Annotated in this window: 21 protein-coding genes; 16 read left to right on the top strand and 5 right to left on the bottom strand. The window is 40.7% G+C overall.

Annotation, left to right across the window (positions count from 1 at the left end; translation table 11 throughout):
* Positions 1-45: 45 nt before the first annotated feature.
* Entirely contained in the window at positions 46-1,161 is a 1,116-nt protein-coding gene (gene ispG / locus MHB38_RS11975) for a flavodoxin-dependent (E)-4-hydroxy-3-methylbut-2-enyl-diphosphate synthase (protein WP_008342357.1), read from the bottom strand.
* Between the two features lie 106 nt (positions 1,162-1,267).
* Positions 1,268-1,570: a hypothetical protein gene (locus tag MHB38_RS11970; RefSeq protein ID WP_007501268.1), complete on the bottom strand. Its 303-nt coding sequence runs from the start codon at positions 1,568-1,570 to the stop codon at positions 1,268-1,270.
* Positions 1,571-1,754: 184 nt separating this feature from the next.
* Here MHB38_RS11970 and MHB38_RS11965 point away from each other — a divergent pair, with 184 nt between their 5' ends.
* Positions 1,755-2,300, top strand: a complete 546-nt coding sequence (locus tag MHB38_RS11965; protein WP_017367613.1) for a GNAT family N-acetyltransferase — start codon at positions 1,755-1,757, stop codon at positions 2,298-2,300.
* Positions 2,301-2,339: 39 nt separating this feature from the next.
* On the opposite strand, the gene MHB38_RS11960 is transcribed toward MHB38_RS11965, so the two are convergent.
* Positions 2,340-3,092 (bottom strand): DUF1189 domain-containing protein, encoded by a 753-nt coding sequence (locus tag MHB38_RS11960; protein ID WP_007501266.1) that lies wholly within the window; start codon positions 3,090-3,092, stop codon positions 2,340-2,342.
* A 143-nt stretch (positions 3,093-3,235) separates the two neighbouring features.
* Between MHB38_RS11960 and MHB38_RS11955 the strand changes: the two genes are divergently transcribed.
* The 9 genes from MHB38_RS11955 (at position 3,236) to pstB (MHB38_RS11915) (ending at position 12,837) form a co-directional block, all read left to right on the top strand.
* Complete coding sequence (locus MHB38_RS11955; RefSeq protein WP_025207633.1) at positions 3,236-3,721, top strand: DUF456 domain-containing protein; 486 nt, start codon at positions 3,236-3,238, stop codon at positions 3,719-3,721.
* A 183-nt stretch (positions 3,722-3,904) separates the two neighbouring features.
* Positions 3,905-4,513, top strand: a complete 609-nt coding sequence (gene sodA, locus MHB38_RS11950) for a superoxide dismutase SodA (protein WP_007501264.1) — start codon at positions 3,905-3,907, stop codon at positions 4,511-4,513.
* 123 nt (positions 4,514-4,636) lie between these two features.
* Complete coding sequence (locus tag MHB38_RS11945; protein WP_025207632.1) at positions 4,637-5,923, top strand: MFS transporter; 1,287 nt, start codon at positions 4,637-4,639, stop codon at positions 5,921-5,923.
* A gap of 122 nt (positions 5,924-6,045) precedes the next feature.
* On the top strand, positions 6,046-8,181 hold the full coding sequence (locus tag MHB38_RS11940; protein WP_017358000.1) for a peptidoglycan D,D-transpeptidase FtsI family protein: 2,136 nt from the start codon (positions 6,046-6,048) through the stop codon (positions 8,179-8,181).
* A gap of 214 nt (positions 8,182-8,395) precedes the next feature.
* Positions 8,396-9,313, top strand: a complete 918-nt coding sequence (locus MHB38_RS11935) for a phosphate ABC transporter substrate-binding protein (RefSeq protein ID WP_007501261.1) — start codon at positions 8,396-8,398, stop codon at positions 9,311-9,313.
* A 79-nt stretch (positions 9,314-9,392) separates the two neighbouring features.
* A complete protein-coding gene (pstC, locus tag MHB38_RS11930) occupies positions 9,393-10,319 on the top strand; it encodes a phosphate ABC transporter permease subunit PstC (protein WP_017367608.1) in 927 nt (308 codons plus the stop codon).
* Positions 10,319-11,203, top strand: a complete 885-nt coding sequence (pstA, locus tag MHB38_RS11925; RefSeq protein WP_035390827.1) for a phosphate ABC transporter permease PstA — start codon at positions 10,319-10,321, stop codon at positions 11,201-11,203. Before pstC ends, pstA begins: the two co-directional genes overlap by 1 nt.
* A 23-nt stretch (positions 11,204-11,226) precedes the next feature.
* Entirely contained in the window at positions 11,227-12,039 is an 813-nt protein-coding gene (pstB, locus tag MHB38_RS11920) for a phosphate ABC transporter ATP-binding protein PstB (protein WP_007501258.1), read from the top strand.
* 15 nt (positions 12,040-12,054) lie between these two features.
* Entirely contained in the window at positions 12,055-12,837 is a 783-nt protein-coding gene (pstB, locus tag MHB38_RS11915; protein ID WP_017367606.1) for a phosphate ABC transporter ATP-binding protein PstB, read from the top strand.
* Positions 12,838-12,881: 44 nt separating this feature from the next.
* Here the strand turns inward: pstB (MHB38_RS11915) and MHB38_RS11910 are convergent, their stop codons facing one another.
* Positions 12,882-13,382, bottom strand: a complete 501-nt coding sequence (locus tag MHB38_RS11910; protein ID WP_008342335.1) for an endolytic transglycosylase MltG — start codon at positions 13,380-13,382, stop codon at positions 12,882-12,884.
* Complete coding sequence (locus tag MHB38_RS11905) at positions 13,379-13,726, bottom strand: hypothetical protein (RefSeq protein WP_003217285.1); 348 nt, start codon at positions 13,724-13,726, stop codon at positions 13,379-13,381. Before MHB38_RS11905 ends, MHB38_RS11910 begins: the two co-directional genes overlap by 4 nt.
* A 451-nt stretch (positions 13,727-14,177) precedes the next feature.
* Here MHB38_RS11905 and rpmG point away from each other — a divergent pair, with 451 nt between their 5' ends.
* The 6 genes from rpmG to MHB38_RS11875 all read left to right on the top strand — a co-directional run bounded on the left by rpmG (position 14,178) and on the right by MHB38_RS11875 (position 17,593).
* Positions 14,178-14,327, top strand: coding sequence for a 50S ribosomal protein L33 (gene rpmG, locus MHB38_RS11900; RefSeq protein ID WP_008360061.1), 150 nt, complete (start codon positions 14,178-14,180; stop codon positions 14,325-14,327).
* Between the two features lie 49 nt (positions 14,328-14,376).
* Entirely contained in the window at positions 14,377-14,937 is a 561-nt protein-coding gene (locus tag MHB38_RS11895; RefSeq protein ID WP_341003486.1) for a 5-formyltetrahydrofolate cyclo-ligase, read from the top strand.
* Between the two features lie 159 nt (positions 14,938-15,096).
* Entirely contained in the window at positions 15,097-15,420 is a 324-nt protein-coding gene (locus MHB38_RS11890; RefSeq protein ID WP_235632455.1) for a hypothetical protein, read from the top strand.
* 100 nt (positions 15,421-15,520) lie between these two features.
* Positions 15,521-15,694 carry a hypothetical protein gene (locus MHB38_RS11885; protein WP_017357994.1) on the top strand — a complete coding sequence of 58 codons (174 nt, stop codon included), beginning with the start codon at positions 15,521-15,523 and terminating at the stop codon, positions 15,692-15,694.
* Between the two features lie 86 nt (positions 15,695-15,780).
* Complete coding sequence (locus MHB38_RS11880) at positions 15,781-17,319, top strand: rhomboid family intramembrane serine protease (protein ID WP_268438619.1); 1,539 nt, start codon at positions 15,781-15,783, stop codon at positions 17,317-17,319.
* Between the two features lie 70 nt (positions 17,320-17,389).
* Positions 17,390-17,593, top strand: a complete 204-nt coding sequence (locus MHB38_RS11875; RefSeq protein WP_008342322.1) for a YqgQ family protein — start codon at positions 17,390-17,392, stop codon at positions 17,591-17,593.
* The last annotated feature ends 12 nt before the right edge of the window (positions 17,594-17,605 follow it).

The following is a 17,605-nucleotide window of genomic DNA, read 5'->3' as shown; positions in this document are numbered from 1 at the left end:
GACAGGAACAGAAAAACGCCTGACAGTGATGTCAGGCGTTCTTTGTTATGCGTTCGCTTGTTTTGCTTTTTCAGCTTCCATTTTCGCATAATGTTCTTCAGCGATTTTATCGATTTCTTTTTTCAGTTCTTCGACCATTGTTTCTTCTGGTACTTTCCGAACAATTTCACCTTTGCGGAATAAGAGGCCTTCACCTCTAGCACCAGCGATGCCGATATCAGCTTCACGCGCTTCACCCGGACCGTTTACAGCACATCCGAGAACAGCTACTTTAATTGGTGCTTTAATTTTAGAAATATATTCTTCGACTTCATTTGCAATGCTAATGAGGTCAATTTCAATTCGTCCACAAGTTGGACAAGAGATGAGTGTGGCTGCATTTGATGCAAGGCCAAATGATTTTAATAATTCACGTGCCACTTTGACCTCTTCGACCGGGTCAGCACTTAATGAAATACGGAGTGTGTTACCAATCCCCATATTCAAGATTGCGCCAAGACCAGCAGCACTTTTGACCGTACCTGCAAATAACGTACCTGATTCTGTAATCCCAAGATGAAGAGGATAATCAAAGGCTTTTGCTGCTTTTTCGTATGCCTCAATCGCAAGGTTTACGTCAGATGCTTTCATACTGACAATGATGTCATGAAAGTCTAGGTCTTCTAAAATTTTAATGTGATGCAGTGCACTTTCAACCATACCATCTGCTGTTGGATAGCCGTATTTATCAAGAATCTTTTTCTCGAGTGAACCGGCGTTTACCCCAATACGAATTGGAATGCCTTTTTCTTTTGCCGCTTTCACAACAGCTTCGACTTTTTCTCGTCTTCCGATGTTTCCTGGGTTGATACGAATTTTGTCTGCACCTGCTTCAATCGCTTTCAGTGCAAGCTTGTAGTCAAAATGAATGTCGACAACAAGGGGAATGTTGATTTGTTTTTTAATGTCCGCAATCGCATTTGCTGCACGCTCATCTGGGCATGCGACACGCACGATTTGACAGCCAGCTTCTTCTAAACGTTTAATTTCAGCTACTGTCGCTTCGACATCATGTGTTTTGGTTGTCGCCATACTTTGAATGACGACTTCATTGTTTCCACCTATAGTTAAAGGTCCCACTTTGACGGGACGCGTTTTTGTACGATGTGTGACTTCACTCACTTGTCAATCGCTCCTTAGTGTACATGCAATTCGTTTGCAGTGTACGACGTGTTTTACATCTCATATTGTAACAGTCTCTTCGTATGAATGACAAGGAATTAACGTTTTATCTCTTATAGACCGGAAACTTGTATGTGCTGCCTGCCCGAATTTCGTTCGCTTTGACGCCTTGATTCAGTGCTTCAAAGTCTTCGATCACTTCATCTAATGGCTTACTTGTATGTACGATAGAGACGACGGTTTGTCCTTGTTTAACAGTGACAGTTTTATATGCCTGTTTTTCAGCTGTTTGAAAGGCGCTGGCGGGAACAGCAGGGCCTTCCTGAACGGGGATCGTTCCATTTTTTAAATCAAAAAAGATAATAAAGAGGACAAACAAACTGACTAGTAAAAAAATAATTCGCCGCATTTTACTCACCGCTTTTAAGAGTTTACTTCAGTGTATGTTTGTCCCTGAGTTGATAGAACAAAAAGAGTGAGAAAGCTAGGAAGGGTGGTTCTAGTGAGTTCTATTATGACTTGTAATCGGAAAAATTTTTGATAAGCCAAAGCGCTTTCTTTATTATGATAAAATAAAAAAAGGGGGAGAGTATATGAAGAAAATCAGTCAGAATATATATGTAAGAACACTAACAGAAAGTGATGCAGAAGCTCTATTAACACTTGAACGAGAGAATCGCACCTATTTTCAGCAATTTACACCTTTGGTTCAGGATGATTTTTTTACTGTACCTCGTCAAAAGGAACGGATTAACCGCAGTATGCAAAGGCGTGCAAAAGATGAAGCCTATATGCACGGTATTTTCTTAAATGAAACAGATGCATTAATTGGAACGATCTCACTCCATTCTGTTGAAAGAGGACCGATTCAAGGGGCTTTGCTTGGATATGTGCTCGATGAAAGGCAAGGCGGGAAGGGGTATATGACAGAGGCGATTCGTTTGATTATCGATTATGCCTTTTATGAACTGTACCTTCACCGCATAGAGGCTGGCGTAAAACCATCTAACATTGGTTCCATTCGTGTGCTTGAGAAGACAGGGTTTGAAAATGAGGGACTTCATCGTAAAAAAGTAAAGATCAATGATAAGTGGGAGGATCACTATATGTTTGCGATCATCCATCCAGATGAGTCATAGGGTCAAAACAAATAAAAAAGCTCCCCAAAATGAGGGAGCTTATTTTTTTGCAGGTATTTCTTTAACGACAAGATATAAGAAAATAAAGTTAATCACCCAATTTAATAAAAATGAGTTCGCAACCGGCGTGTTTAATGCACTCATGATGGCGAAAAAGACGGTTGTTAATGTGAGTGAATAGGCAGAGAGCTTCCAAAGCATTTGAAAGGACAGCTCTTTTTGCTGCATTCGTTTAATAAATGTACCAAGCATGGCTAGGAATGTTGCGCTGATGAACATGAGAGCAGCAGTAGATAGGTACAGCAGGACACAAATGACAGGGATAATGATCGCTTGATTCTGGTTTGTGACGCTGGCAAGTTCATCTTTTGTGAGTGTTCCGCCAAGCAGCTGGTATGGAATATCTGTCATTTGTCCGTCAATGGCAATCACTGCTTTTTCTTTCAATAACGCAATGGCTGTTTGTTTTGATTCAAGCTCACTTGATTTTATTTTTTCAGCGGGATCAAAGATAATCGTGATGCCGTTTTCTTCTTTTTCGATCGGCGTGCTTTGGTCCGCTTGAAGCGTTCCTTTTTCAATGGAAAAGTCGGGTAAATCTTTTTTAATCACATGCTGAAATCCTGACATCGCATTTGAAATCTCTTGGCTCATATGATAGCCCTGGGGGACAGCTGCGATGATCGAAAGGATAAAGATGAATAAAATGGCCTTTCCAATCCCAGTAAAACGTGCTCTGGCAATATCTTTTGGTGAATAAATTCCTTTTAACAATAAACTAAATACGTTCAACCGATTCACTTCCTACATTCTTTTCTATTTCTCACATTGTATCAATGTCTATCCATCCAGTACAAGTACGGCCTTCATTGCTGGTTAAGATAGAAGGAATGAGGCATAATGTATACAGCATATAAAAAGGAGGCGGCTGCGGATTGGACGTGCTGTATTGGATTTTGATCGGCTGTGCATTTATCATTGCGTTTGTGGGGCTTGTCTATCCAATCATTCCTAGTGTGGTTTTCATGGTTCTTGGGTTTATTTTATATGGGCTTTTTTTTAGCTTTGAGAAATTGACGCTCACCTTTTGGCTCATTCAAGCCATGTTTACAGCTGTGTTATTTGCTGCGGATTATGTCTCCAATCTGATTGGGGTGAAACGCTTTGGCGGCAGCCGGGCGGCCATTTGGGGAAGTACCATTGGGCTTTTAGCCGGTCCTTTTGTGATTCCGATTGCTGGAATTATCATTGGTCCATTTATCGGCAGTGTCATCGCAGAGCTGCTCGTTCATCAAAAAGATCTGAAGACAAGTGTGAAAGTTGGGCTTGGCTCATTAATTGGTTTTGTGTCAGGCGTATTTGCAAAAGGGTTGATTCAAGCACTGATGCTGGGAATCTTTTTGTTTTATGTGCCTCGCTAAATGGAAAATCGGTGTTTAACACTCTTTCAGAAGGGTTAAATACAAAATAAACACTGAAATGTTTCAGATCATGAGCAATAACGTTGAAACAAGCCGTTTCTTTTGATACTCTTTGATTAGGGTGAATTGCTTGCTTACTAAGGAAGCATTTCAGTACATACATTTCTAAGGAGGAATTTAACCATGGCTTTTAAACTTCCAGAATTACCATATGCTTACGATGCATTAGAACCACATATCGACAAGGAAACAATGACGATTCACCACACAAAACACCATAACACTTATGTAACAAACTTAAACAAAGCAATCGAAGGTGTATCAGCTCTTGAAGATCAATCAATTGAAGAGCTAGTGGCTAACTTGAACTCTGTGCCTGAAAACATTCGTACAGCTGTACGTAACAATGGCGGAGGACATGCGAACCACTCATTATTCTGGACGCTTCTTTCACCAAACGGTGGCGGCGCACCAACTGGTGAACTTGCAGATGCGATCGAAAAAGAATTAGGCGGATTTGAAAAATTCAAATCTGATTTCGCTGCAGCAGCTGCAGGACGCTTTGGTTCTGGTTGGGCATGGCTTGTTGTGAACAATGGCAAACTTGAAATCACAAGCACACCAAACCAAGATTCTCCTTTAACTGAAGGAAAAACACCAATCCTAGGACTAGACGTTTGGGAGCATGCTTACTACCTAAACTACCAAAACCGTCGTCCTGATTACATTTCAGCATTCTGGAATGTTGTGAACTGGGATGAAGTGGCTCGCCTTTACAGCGAAGCTAAATAAATGATTTGATTTGAAAAGACCTGCTTCTCTCTGAGAGCGGGTCTTTTTATATTTTCCCTCCTTTTTTTACATATCTGCCTTTTGATGAGACAGACTATTGTGTAGAAAAGGAGAATGAATGATATGAGCAGATTAAAGAAAATGTTCGGGGACATGGATGTCACAAGAGATTTATTGCTCCTCCTCACGATTGGCGGATTATACGCACTTGCGATTGCGCTTTCGAATACGTTTGTGAACGTGTATTTATGGAAACAGTCTGGGCGATTTACAGACCTTGCGATTTATAACTTGGCAATTGTTGTCCTTCAGCCCATTACCTTTTTATTTGCTGGACGGCTCGCTAAAAAAATAGATCGTGCATTTGTCCTTCGTTTCGGTGTCATCTTCTTAGCCGCTTTTTACTTAATTGTTCTCATGGCAGGAGAGCAAGCGGCAGCTCGGCTCGTGTTATTAGGCAGTGTGCTTGGAATCGGCTATGGTTTTTACTGGCTTGCCTTTAACGTGCTCACTTTTGAGATTACTGAACCTGAAACAAGGGATTTCTTTAATGGATTTTTAGGAGTGCTTACCTCTACAGCCGGTATGATCGGGCCGCTCATTGCAGGAATTGTGATTTCTCAATTAACGGATGATACAGGCTATACAGTGATTTTCACTTTATCGCTTTTTTTGTTTTCACTAGCGGTTGTGATGAGTTTTTTCCTCAAGAGGAGACAATCAAAAGGAAAATTTATCATTAAGCAAATTTGGAAAGAGCGCCATGCGGACGAGAATTGGCGTAAGATCACAACTGCTCACTTTTTTCAGGGGCTCCGTGAAGGCGTGTTTGTCTTTTTAATCAGTGTCTTTGTGTTTATTGCAACAAACAGTGAGCTTGCTTTAGGCACATTTGGTCTAGTCAATTCAGGTGTTGCCTTTTTTGCCTATTTTTTTGCTACTCGTTTGATTAAGAAAAAATGGCGCAAAAAAGCGATTATGTTTGGCGGGCTTATTTTATACGGCGCTTTATTTTTAATCGTCTTTCACTTGTCCTATGTATCACTGCTTATGTACGCAGTAGCCATTGCGATCGGCTACCCGCTTCTGCTAGTTCCGTATGTCTCTTTAACTTACGATGTCATCGGTCATGCCAGATATGCAAGAAAAGCCCGAATTGAATATATTGTCGTCAGAGAACTATTTTTAAATGCAGGGCGTATTTGTTCGATTGTCTTTTTTCTTTTATCTGTCACCTTACTGGGCGATCGGCTTGGGATTCCTGCTTCACTTGTCATACTCGGAGCGGGGCACACCCTTATTTATTATTTTGTAAAGGACATTCATTTAAAAGAGAAAACAGCTGATATAGAAGAGGCTGACGGTCAAAAGCCTGTTTCTCAAACGAACCTTATGAAGGGAGAAAGGTAAAATTTCTTACCAATGGAACATCAAATTTCTAGATAAATGATAGAAAAACCGCTAAAATGATGATGGCACCTTTTATACATAAAAAGGGGTGCCATTTCTTTCTTGATAGAAAAGGTGATGTGATGAGAAACAAGAAAAACAAAAAAGACGCGAAGGAAGGGCGCAAAACACTTCCGATCCGGCTGAATTTATTATTTTTAGCTGCGTTCATTATTTTTACCGGTGTTGTGGTCAGACTCGGTTTTGTGCAGATTGTGAATGGAGAAGATTATAAAAAGCAGGCAGAAAAACAAGAAGACGTGAATGTCAGTTCATCTGCTCCGCGCGGAAAAATTTATGATCGAAACTATAACACGATTGTCAGCAATAAAGCGCTAAATGCCATTACATATACGAGAACCTCGACGACTTCACAAGAAGAGCGGCTCAAAGTGGCAACAAAATTAGCGGATATGATTCACGTAAGTACGAAGAAAATCACAGATCGTGATAAAAAAGATTTCTGGATCTTAACCCATCCGAATGAAGCGAAAAAGCTTGTTCAAAAAGAAGCCGATTTAAAGGGTGACGATAAGGTCTCTGATGATAAACTATACGAGCTCCAGCTGAAACGCATCACAGACAAGGAATTAAATCAACTGACGAAAAAAGATTTGCAAGTGCTTGCGATTAAAAGACAAATGGATGCAGGCTATGCACTTACGCCTCAATTCATAAAAAATGAAGACGTTAAACCAAGTGAAATTGCTTACGTCTCTGAGCATTTGGACGAGCTACCAGGTGTAGATGTCACAACAGACTGGTCACGCAGCTATCCTTATAAAGGACTGCTCCGCAGTATGCTCGGCAGTGTGTCTTCAAGTGATGAAGGTCTTCCGTCGTCACTGCTTGAACATTATCTATCACTCGGCTACAGCCGAAATGATCGTGTAGGAAAAAGCTATCTTGAATATCAATATGAAGATGTGCTGCAAGGTCAAAAAGAAAAAGAACAAAGTACAACGGATAAAGAAGGCAATGTCACAAGCTCTAAAGTGTTAACAGAAGGAAAGAGCGGGAAAGACCTTGTGCTGACGATTGATATTCAGCTGCAAAAAGCGGTGGAAAAAATCATCGAAAAGAACTTGAAAAGTGCGAAGCAAAGAGGCGGAACAGAACTTCTTGATCGTGCGTTTGTTGTCATGATGGACCCGAGAAATGGGGAAGTGCTCTCGATTGCGGGTAAACAGATTACCAATAAGAATGGGACATACAAATTTGATGACTATGCACTAGGAACGATGACATCATCATATGCGATGGGATCAGCAGTAAAAGGGGCAACTGTACTGACAGGTTATAAAACAGGCGTCCTTCACATTGGAAGCACCCAATACGATGAACCGCTCTATATCGCTCAGTCACCGCCGAAAAAATCCTATCAAAATATGGGACTCATTAATGATTTAACCGCACTAGAACGTTCATCAAACGTGTATATGTTTAAAACAGCGATTGCAATTGGGAAAGGGGAATATCGTAAGAATCAGCCGCTCCCAATTGATACAAAGGCGTTTGATACGTTCCGTTACAATTTTAGTAAATTTGGTCTTGGAGTTGAGACAGGTATTGACCTGCCAAACGAAGCAACTGGCTATCGTGGAACGTCTACACAATCCGGTCTTTTACTTGACTATGCGATTGGACAATATGACACGTTTACACCGCTACAAATGGCGCAATACGTCTCAACGATTGCCAATGGCGGCTATCGTTTACGTCCTCAGCTCGTAAAAGAAGTGAGAGAGCCAGATCCGCAAAGAGGCATTGGGGCTGTAACGGAGTCCGTCAAGCCGGATGTACTGAATAAGCTCGATATGACAAGTGATGAGATCAAACGCGTACAGCAAGGATTCAAGCTTGTGATGCAGAACCCAAGAGGGACAGCATATTCGAACTTTGGCAACAAAAAATACAATCCAGCTGGCAAAACAGGGACCGCTCAATCATTCTATGACGGCCCGATTAAAAGCAAACGCGGCACACCGACGTATAACACAACACTTGTTGCGTATGCGCCTGCTGATAATCCAGAAGTAGCGATTTCAGTTGTCGTGCCTTGGGTGTATCAAGATTACAACCAGCGCTATCCGATTACAAATGATATTGGTGAACAAGTATTAGACAAGTACTTTGAACTGAAATCGAAACAGGAAAGCAATGATACACAAGCGAAGAACAAAAACAAAATTGAAAATGAAGCAGAAACAAATAACTAGACCTATTCTAGGTAAAAACGCTCACTTTTTGTGGGCGTTTTTTTATATTTTCTTCAAACTTTTCGATATAAATTGACAAAAATCATAAAAAACCCCGCAATTTCTCTACAAATCTTCGACATTTACAAAACCTTAACATTCCATTTAAACGAAATTAATAAAGAACCTTTAATGTATTACTCGTAGGACAAATTATTCAGGGGGTATTCTTGAAATGAAAAAGAACAAATTATGGCTGCTTACTTTCCTTACTATCGCATTGTTAGCATTCGTCACAGCATGCGGAAACAGCAGCTCAAGCGGAGATTCAAAAGACAGTAAAGGAAATGCTTCAAACAAAGATGAGGCATCAGGTTCCATTACCATCTCAGGATCATCTGCGATGCAGCCTTTAGTTCTTGCGGCAGCAGAAAAATTCATGGATAAACATCCAAAAGCCGATATTCAAGTACAAGCCGGCGGTTCAGGAACAGGACTTTCTCAAGTATCAGAAGGATCTGTACAAATTGGGAACTCAGATGTATTCGCAGAAGAGAAAGACGGAATCGACGCAAAAGCTTTAAAAGACCACAAAGTAGCAGTTGTTGGAATGGCGGCAGCTGTTAACCCTGAAGTTGGTGTCAAAGACATCACAAAGGACGAATTGAAAAAAATCTTCACTGGTAAAATCAAAAACTGGAAAGAGCTTGGCGGGAAAGACCAAAAAATCACACTTGTGAACAGACCTGACTCATCAGGAACTCGTGCAACATTTGTGAAATATGCACTTGACGGCGCGACTCCTGCAGAAGGAATCACAGAGGATTCTTCAAACACAGTGAAAAAGTTGATTGCAGAAACACCAGGTGCGATTGGGTACCTAGCATTCTCTTATTTAACAGATGACAAAATTACACCGCTTAGCATTGATGGTGTGAAACCAGAAGAAAGCAATGTAGAAAGCGGTAAATATACAATTTGGGCATATGAGCACTCTTATACAAAAGGTGAGCCAGACGGTTTAGCAAAACAATTTTTAGATTACTTGATGAGTGACGAAGTACAAAAAGAAATCGTTAAAGACCAAGGCTACATCTCAGTCTCTAATATGAAAGTAGAAAGAGACGCAACAGGCAAACAAACAGATAAGTAAAAGGTCTTGAATTGATGATGAAGGAAAAGTGGAGCTTTTCACTTTTCCTTTTATGACATTCATAGGAGTGTAGAAAAAGATGAAACAGATAGAACATACAGAAGCGAGCGATCGACTGATCAGCTCGAAAAAAAATAGGCAAATGGATGAAGTAAGAGGAAGTATTTTGGTGAAATTTTGCGCATTCTTAATGATTGCTGTATCAATTGCCATCACAATCTTCCTTGGTATTAAGGGTTTACAATCTTTCATCGTAAATGGTGTAAGCCCAATTGAGTTCTTAACCAGTATCAATTGGAACCCTACAGCAGAAAATCCGCAATACGGCGCATTTCCGTTTATCTTTGGTTCAATCGCTGTCACGCTTCTATCAGCACTCATAGCAGCACCGCTAGGCATCGCAGGAGCGATCTTTATGACAGAAATTGCACCTGCATGGGGACGGAAAATTCTCCAGCCAGTGATTGAACTGCTTGTAGGGATTCCATCCGTTGTTTACGGATTCATAGGTCTTACAGTATTGGTGCCGTTTATTGGACACTTCAAGTTAAGCGGTTCAGGGCACAGTGTTTTAGCAGGAACGATTGTCCTGTCTATTATGATTCTGCCGACTGTTACATCCATTGCAACTGATGCAATGGCTTCACTTCCAAAAAGTTTACGTGAGGGATCGTATGCATTAGGCGCAACAAGATGGCAAACGATCAGACGTGTTCTTGTACCGGCAGCGCTTCCGACATTAATGACAGCGGTCGTGCTTGGAATGGCAAGAGCATTTGGAGAAGCCCTTGCCGTTCAGATGGTCATTGGAAACACGCGTAATCTACCAGAAAGTATTATGGACACAGCTGGTACATTAACTACCATTATTACTTTAAACATGGGACATACAACGTATGGAAGTGTTGAAAACAATACACTTTGGTCAATGGGACTTGTCCTTCTAGTTGTATCATTTATGTTCATACTCATTATCAGATACTTGTCATCTAGGAGGAAGATTTAATGAATAGCAAAATGACCGATCGTTTTGCCACAATCGTTTTTGGATTATGTGCCGTCATTATTACGGCGATACTTGTTGGCTTGTTTTCTTATATCATCTTCAACGGTGCCAAAGAATTAAATTTTGACTTTTTGACTACCCGCTCAAGTGCGATTGGCTCTGGCGGCGGTATCAGGGATCAGCTGTTTAACTCGTTTTACATTCTATTTATTACGATGCTGTTTACTGTGCCTCTTGGCGTGGGCGGTGGGGTGTACATGGCAGAATATGCACCTCAAAACAAAGTGACTGATTTTATTCGTACATGTATTGAAGTGTTATCGTCTCTGCCATCGATCGTCATCGGTATGTTTGGTTTGCTGATGTTTGTTAATTTAACAGGATGGGGCTATACGATCATCGGAGGAGCCCTTGCGCTGACTGTCTTTAATCTGCCAGTGATGGTCAGGGTGACAGAAGATGCACTTCGATCTGTACCGAAGGATCAAAAGGAAGCATCGCTTGCGCTCGGTGTGACAAAGTGGCATACAGTGAAGACGGTTCTGATCCCAGGTGCGATTCCATCCATTATAACTGGAGCGATTTTAGCATCGGGAAGAGTTTTCGGTGAGGCGGCTGCTCTTCTTTTCACAGCAGGTCTTTCAACACCGCGTCTTGATTTTACAAACTGGAGTCCTTTCTCCGATACGTCACCACTGAATATTTTTAGACCGGCAGAAACATTAGCCGTTCATATATGGAACGTCAATACACAGGGGATTATTCCAGATGCAGAGGCCATTGCAAATGGTGCATCAGCCGTACTTGTGCTCTCTGTATTAGTATTCAACTTAGCAGCTAGATGGCTTGGTTCATTTATTCATAAGAAGCTTACGTCAAAATAAATAGTGAGAGGTGTGAAGGGGAAATGGTTCAAATGCTAGCAGAAAAAAAAGAGATTGCAGCAAAAAAGGCTCCACTTCAAGCGGAACAGATTCTACAGGTGCAGGATTTAAGTATTTATTATGGTGAAAAAAGAGCAGTCAATCAAATTTCATTTGAAATTGAAAAAAATGCAATTACGGCATTAATCGGCCCATCAGGGTGCGGAAAATCGACTTTTTTACGCAGTATTAACCGCATGAACGACCTAATTCCAGGTGCACGAAGTGAAGGGGCGATCATGTACGAAGGGTTAAATATTTTGGATGATCGTATTAATGTGGTGAATTTAAGAAGAGAAATCGGGATGGTCTTCCAAAAGCCAAATCCATTTCCTAAATCCATCTACAACAACATTACGCATGCGCTAAAATATGCGGGTGAAAAAAGGAAATCAGTGCTTGATGATGCGGTAGAAGAAAGCTTAACAAAGGCAGCACTATGGGATGAGGTCAAGGATCGCTTGCACCGATCTGCCTTATCATTATCAGGCGGCCAGCAGCAGCGCCTCTGTATTGCACGTACCCTTGCGATGAAACCTAGCGTGCTTTTATTAGATGAACCGGCTTCTGCCTTAGACCCGATCTCAAATGCAAAAATTGAAGAGCTATTATCGGAATTAAAACATGATTATTCGATTGTCATTGTCACACACAATATGCAGCAAGCGTTACGTGTATCTGATCATACAGCCTTTTTCCTGAATGGTGATCTAGTGGAATACGATGCGACTGAACGTATCTTTACACGTCCTGCGCAGCAAAAAACAGAAGACTATATTAATGGTCGATTCGGATAAGGCGGGTGGATTTTGATGAATGCAGTAGCAACTGAAACAGCCAAAAAAGAAGTGTTTCGTGTGAATGATATGAACCTTTGGTACGGACAGCATCACGCACTGAAGCATATTGATTTAGACATTAAAGAGCATGAGGTCACAGCGATTATCGGTCCGTCCGGCTGCGGAAAGTCAACTTTTATAAAGACCTTAAATCTCATGGTCAAAACAGTGCCAGGTGTGAAAATCACCGGGGATATGATGTATAACGGTGACAATATTTTAAAAGGCCGTGTCGATCTAGTGGAACTGCGTAAAAACGTCGGGATGGTCTTTCAAAAAGGAAACCCATTCCCTCAATCTATCTTTGATAATGTCGTCTACGGGCCAAGAATTCACGGGGTGAAGAGCAAGCAGCAATTGAAAGAAATCGCTGAAAAAGCGCTTCGTGATGTTGCCCTTTGGGATGAAGTGAAAGATCGATTAAGTGCGCCTGCATTAGGTCTTTCCGGCGGTCAGCAGCAGCGTCTTTGTATCGCAAGAGCCATTGCCACAAGCCCGGATATTCTATTAATGGATGAACCAACATCTGCGCTTGACCCTGTTTCAACATTAAAGATTGAAGAATTGATCATGAAACTGAAAGAGAAATATACGATTGCCATTGTGACGCATAATATGCAGCAAGCGGCAAGGGTATCAGACCGAACAGCGTTCTTCTTGATGGGCGAGCTTGTTGAGGTCAATGATACGAATGTGATGTTCTCAGAGCCAAATGATCAAAGAACAAATGATTATATATCAGGACGATTTGGATAATCAAAAACCCCCTGGAGGTCAATGCCGCCAGGGGGTTTTTGATGTTATTTTGTTAAGGCTTTGACGATTTGTTTGAATGTCATACCTGTTTTTAAATTGAATTTGCCGGCACGAATTTCTTTATGGTAGCCTGCGTCTATCACGTAATCATTAAAATCTTTAGACGAGTTGATGATTCCGTCCTTTTCAAGCATGTCTGAAACATCACTTGTGCTCATACCGTTTTTAATCACGAATTTAACCGTTTTGCCTTTTGGCTTGTCCGTTGTTTGTTTATCGTTCTGAGAATCGCCGTCTTCATTTGCTTTCAGTGCTTTTTCTTTATAATCAAGAAGTTGTTGATATGTTTCACGGCTGACGGAGACTTCTTTTTTAGAGTCTAAGTAATTTTTCACGTCAGTGTCTGTCACTTTCGCTGCGAGGGTTTCTTTTGTTGTAGAATCAGCTGCCGCTTCATCTTTTCCAGTAAGGAAAAAGACGATCGCCAGAACACCAGTTGCAAGAATCATACCTGCTGCAAACGTTTGGATGCTTTTTTTCGTCATACAAGCACCCTCTCGTTGTCTTTAATGATCATGTTCACATCTTCTACAGATACATGCTCAGCGCGCGCAATCGCCTCAGGAGACATGCCATTTTGATGCTTTGAAATGATTTGTCTTGCAATAGATGGATCAATTTCTGAATGCTTGCGGACAACGATGTTTGTTTCAAGCAATTCTTCTTCAAGAACCTTCATTTTCTTTTTCAGTTTATAGATTTCTTGCATTGCAGATAGTTGAAGTGTTTCAAGTTCCTGTTCGACTTCTTTAATCGGCTCTCTTTGAAAATATGAGAATGCAATCAGTACAATACTGACAACAAGCAATCCGATAATTGCAATTTCCATGTTTCATCACCTTTTATTCATATTTTAATGCTGAAAGCCAAAAAAGGCTCTCATGATTGTTTCAGACAGTTTTCGACCCTTCTTTTTTATACCATAAAAAAGCTAGTTTCAAAAGGAATTGCTGAAAAAATCACCTTTTTTTCATCATTTTTCTTTTTATAGGGAAACCAAGTATGAAAACCTTGCCCGCTGTTAAAATAAAAGAAGACGGATCAGATGAAAAAAAGCTGTGGAACAAAGAGGGGGTTCTCATGTATACAGTACGACAAAGAACGTGTTTTTATAGGGGAGAAGGCGATTTTTCATCACATGACCAGACAATATGGATCAGGATGCGGGTGGAATGCATTGAAAAATGAAATTGGTGAAAAAACATTCTAGCATTCCTTAGCTAGAAGTGGTATTATAGTTAGGTCTGAATGTGAATTGATTTTAGTTTGGAGGGAAAAACATGCGCGTAAATATTACTCTAGCTTGCACTGAATGCGGTGAGCGTAACTATATTACTAAAAAGAATAAGCGAAACAATCCAGATCGCGTTGAATTCAAAAAGTATTGCTCACGTGATAAAAAACAAACTTTACATCGTGAAACAAAGTAAGCAGCAGGGAATTTTCCTGCTGTTTTTTTATGATGGGAGATGAACCTGTATGAAAAAGGAGCTCCGCCTTCAAACATTGGCCATGCTTGATCAGATAAGCGCTGAAGAGTTCAATCGCTACGCCGCTCTAATTCATGAACACGTGCTACAGCTGTCAGAATGGAAACAGGCGAAAACGATTGCTTTGACTATGTCTAGGGGAAAAGAAATACCGACAATGCCTCTGATTGAAAAAGCGTGGGAAGAAGGAAAAACAGTTTGTATTCCCACCTGTTTCCCGAAAACAAAAGAGATGGTGTTTTATGAATATACACCTGAAACAAAGATGACATCCAGCTACTTTGGGCTATTGGAGCCAGACCCTCTTGAGTCTAAAGCTGTACATAAAGAAGCCATTGATTTGATCATTGTCCCTGGGGTGTGCTTCGATCAACGTGGTTACCGTATCGGTTACGGAGGCGGCTATTATGACCGGTATTTAGCTGATTATCATGGAACCACGCTTGCTCTTTGCCTCTCTGTTCAGCAAGTAGACCATCTTCCAGCTGAACCGCATGACATACCAGTATCTATCATGGTCAGTGAGGAAGGCGCGTTTTATCAAAAGTAAAAGTCCGCTGCTTATGCGTAAGAACGGGCTTTTTTGTGTTGAGACTGTTTGGTTTGATGCGTTGGTCGAAGTGAATACTTTTGACTTACAACTTGATCATGATTATTGGTTCGATTTTTTTCAAACCCATCTTGATTTTGGGGTGTTGGGAAAAATAGCTTGAAAATAAGAAGAGAGCATATTAAAGCTCATGTCGCCTTGTACAATAGAACACTCAAGCTGCTTGAAGGTTTTGAAAAGCCATATCAAACATGGATTTGTATTTACGAACAAGATCCTGCATTTGACGCAGTATATATCCATACACCAAATCCAAACGATCACAACTTCCCGCACAAGATCGAAGAGTTAGAGTGGGATGGTAAGCTGCCTCATACGTTCAAGGATTTGATTGACCTTCAACAATTTGATGTAGCTTATCTTCACACAGAGTATGGAGAAGAGTTTTATATTCAATCAAAAGAACAAGGGATTAGGCTGTGAAAACTGACTAATAAAAGAGGCCATTGTCAGCGATAAAAATGATGGTTCATGCATAAACAAATCCTATTTAAGCCACGATACGAACATAGGAGGGAATATGATGAATAAAATGATTTGGAGCATTGTGTTCACACTGTTTGCATTCGTTCTTGTGCAAAATCGTTATCGGGTCATGAATTTGATCTTAGGTCAAAACCAAGTGCGTCACTTTTTTATTAAATGGCTAATGAAAATCCCATATTTTCGGACGAAATTTATTCGCCAAGCATTCTAATCCCGCAAAAGCCGGGATTTTTTTGTTGAGAAATGCGTATAAGAGTAATTCTTGCTATAATAATGTAAAAAATGGAGCGCGAATGAATGAATGTCATAGATAGTCTATTTTGGCGAGTGATTGATGAACTCAGACAAAAAGGATACGAGATGATTCAAAGTCCGTACCCAGAAGATGAAATCTTTTTTGAAGCACCACGAAACTCAGGATATGATCTCATCCGTCTATATAGAAGAGATGTGAATTTTAGACAGGAGATCGTTCGAGATATGGAAGAGCAGGCCTTTCGGATGAATCAGTTAAGAGAAGCCATGCGTAAACGTTCTCTCCATCTCCTGCAGCTACAATTTACAGCTGATCATCCAGTAGATGATTGGGAAGACATAAACGGTCAACCGCAAAAACAGCAAAAGGTGACGGTGACACCTGTTTTACTGAATGAAGAAACCCTTCAAAACGATGGACACGAGCTGCAAAAATGGCTGAATACATCACTCTCGATTGATGTAGAAGAGGCGAAGGCAGATACAGCCGAAGATGTGATGCAGCTTAAAATGAACGTGCTTCAGGCATTTCAAGATCAGGAAAAGCAGCGTGAACGAGAACGGGCCGTTTTTCAAAATGGCAGACCGATTTTTACCTATATGTTAATAGCAGTTCAAGTGGTGATGTTTCTTTTACTTGAATTATCTGGTGGAAGTACCAATACAGCCACTTTAACAGCATTCGGTGCGAAAAATAATGTGCTGATTTTAGAGGGTGAATGGTGGCGTTTTGTGACACCTATGTTTTTACACATTGGTTTGACGCATTTACTCTTTAATACATTTGCTCTTTGGTCCGTTGGAGCGGCTGTTGAGAGAATTTATGGTTCAGGAAGATTTTTGCTCATTTATTTAATTTCCGGCATCTTTGGCTCCATAGCGAGCTTTGTGTTTAATACAGCCATCGCAGCAGGAGCATCAGGTGCGATCTTTGGCTGTTTAGGCGCATTGTTATATTTAGCGATCTCTAACCGGAAGCTCTTCTTTCGTACGATGGGGACAAATATTATCGTGATTATCCTCATCAACTTAGGGATAGGTTTCACTGTATCAGGGATTGATAATGCAGGGCATCTTGGGGGGCTCGCTGGCGGATTTTTAGCCGCTTTAGCAGTCCGTCTTCCTAAACAGTTTCAGCCTGTCAAAATGCTTCTTGCTAGTCTTCTTCTCCTCCTTATTGGCGGCATTGGATTGTATACAGGGTTTCATTCAGACGATCAAAAAGAAGCGGTGGCAACTAGCGAGGCAGCGAGTTTATTTGATGAAAAGAACTATAGCGAAGCAAGTCAGCGTCTAGAGGAATATGTAAAGCAAAAGGATGCCTCAGCTGAAGCACTTCATATATATGCGCTTTCCGAAGCGCAGCTTGGACATCTTGACAAGGCCATTGAGTATTTGCAAAAGTCGCTTGAAAAAGATCCAAATGAGCCGAATAAATTGTATCACTTATCGTTGTTATATGTAGAAAAAGGCGAGACAGCGGAAGCAGACGACTTCATCGAAAAAGCATTAAAACAAGATCCGCAAAATGACCAATTTTTAAAGTTGAAACAATATATTGAAAACACTCAAACACGTTGAATGACTTGACTGAAAGCGTATTTATGAATACGCTTATCCTATCTGTTGATTTAGAGAAATGGTGAAAATAATGAAAACGTTATATGATGTACAGCAGCTGCTCATGAGATTTGGAAATTACGTGTATTTCGGAGATCGTGAAGTGGAATTAGAATTTATGGCAGATGAATTGAAGGAAATGTACACATCGGGCATCATCGATCGAACTGAATGGTCAAACGCAATGACCATCCTTCAAATGGAACTAGCCAAATTAAATCGAAAAACAATGTGAAGGTGGAGGACA

It is taken from the genome of Bacillus sp. FSL K6-3176 (assembly GCF_038003325.1).
Taxonomy (GTDB): Bacteria; Bacillota; Bacilli; order Bacillales; family Bacillaceae; genus Bacillus; species Bacillus altitudinis.
The sequence above is the reverse complement of the archived record's forward strand: the minus strand, read 5'-3'. Positions and strand labels throughout refer to the sequence as shown.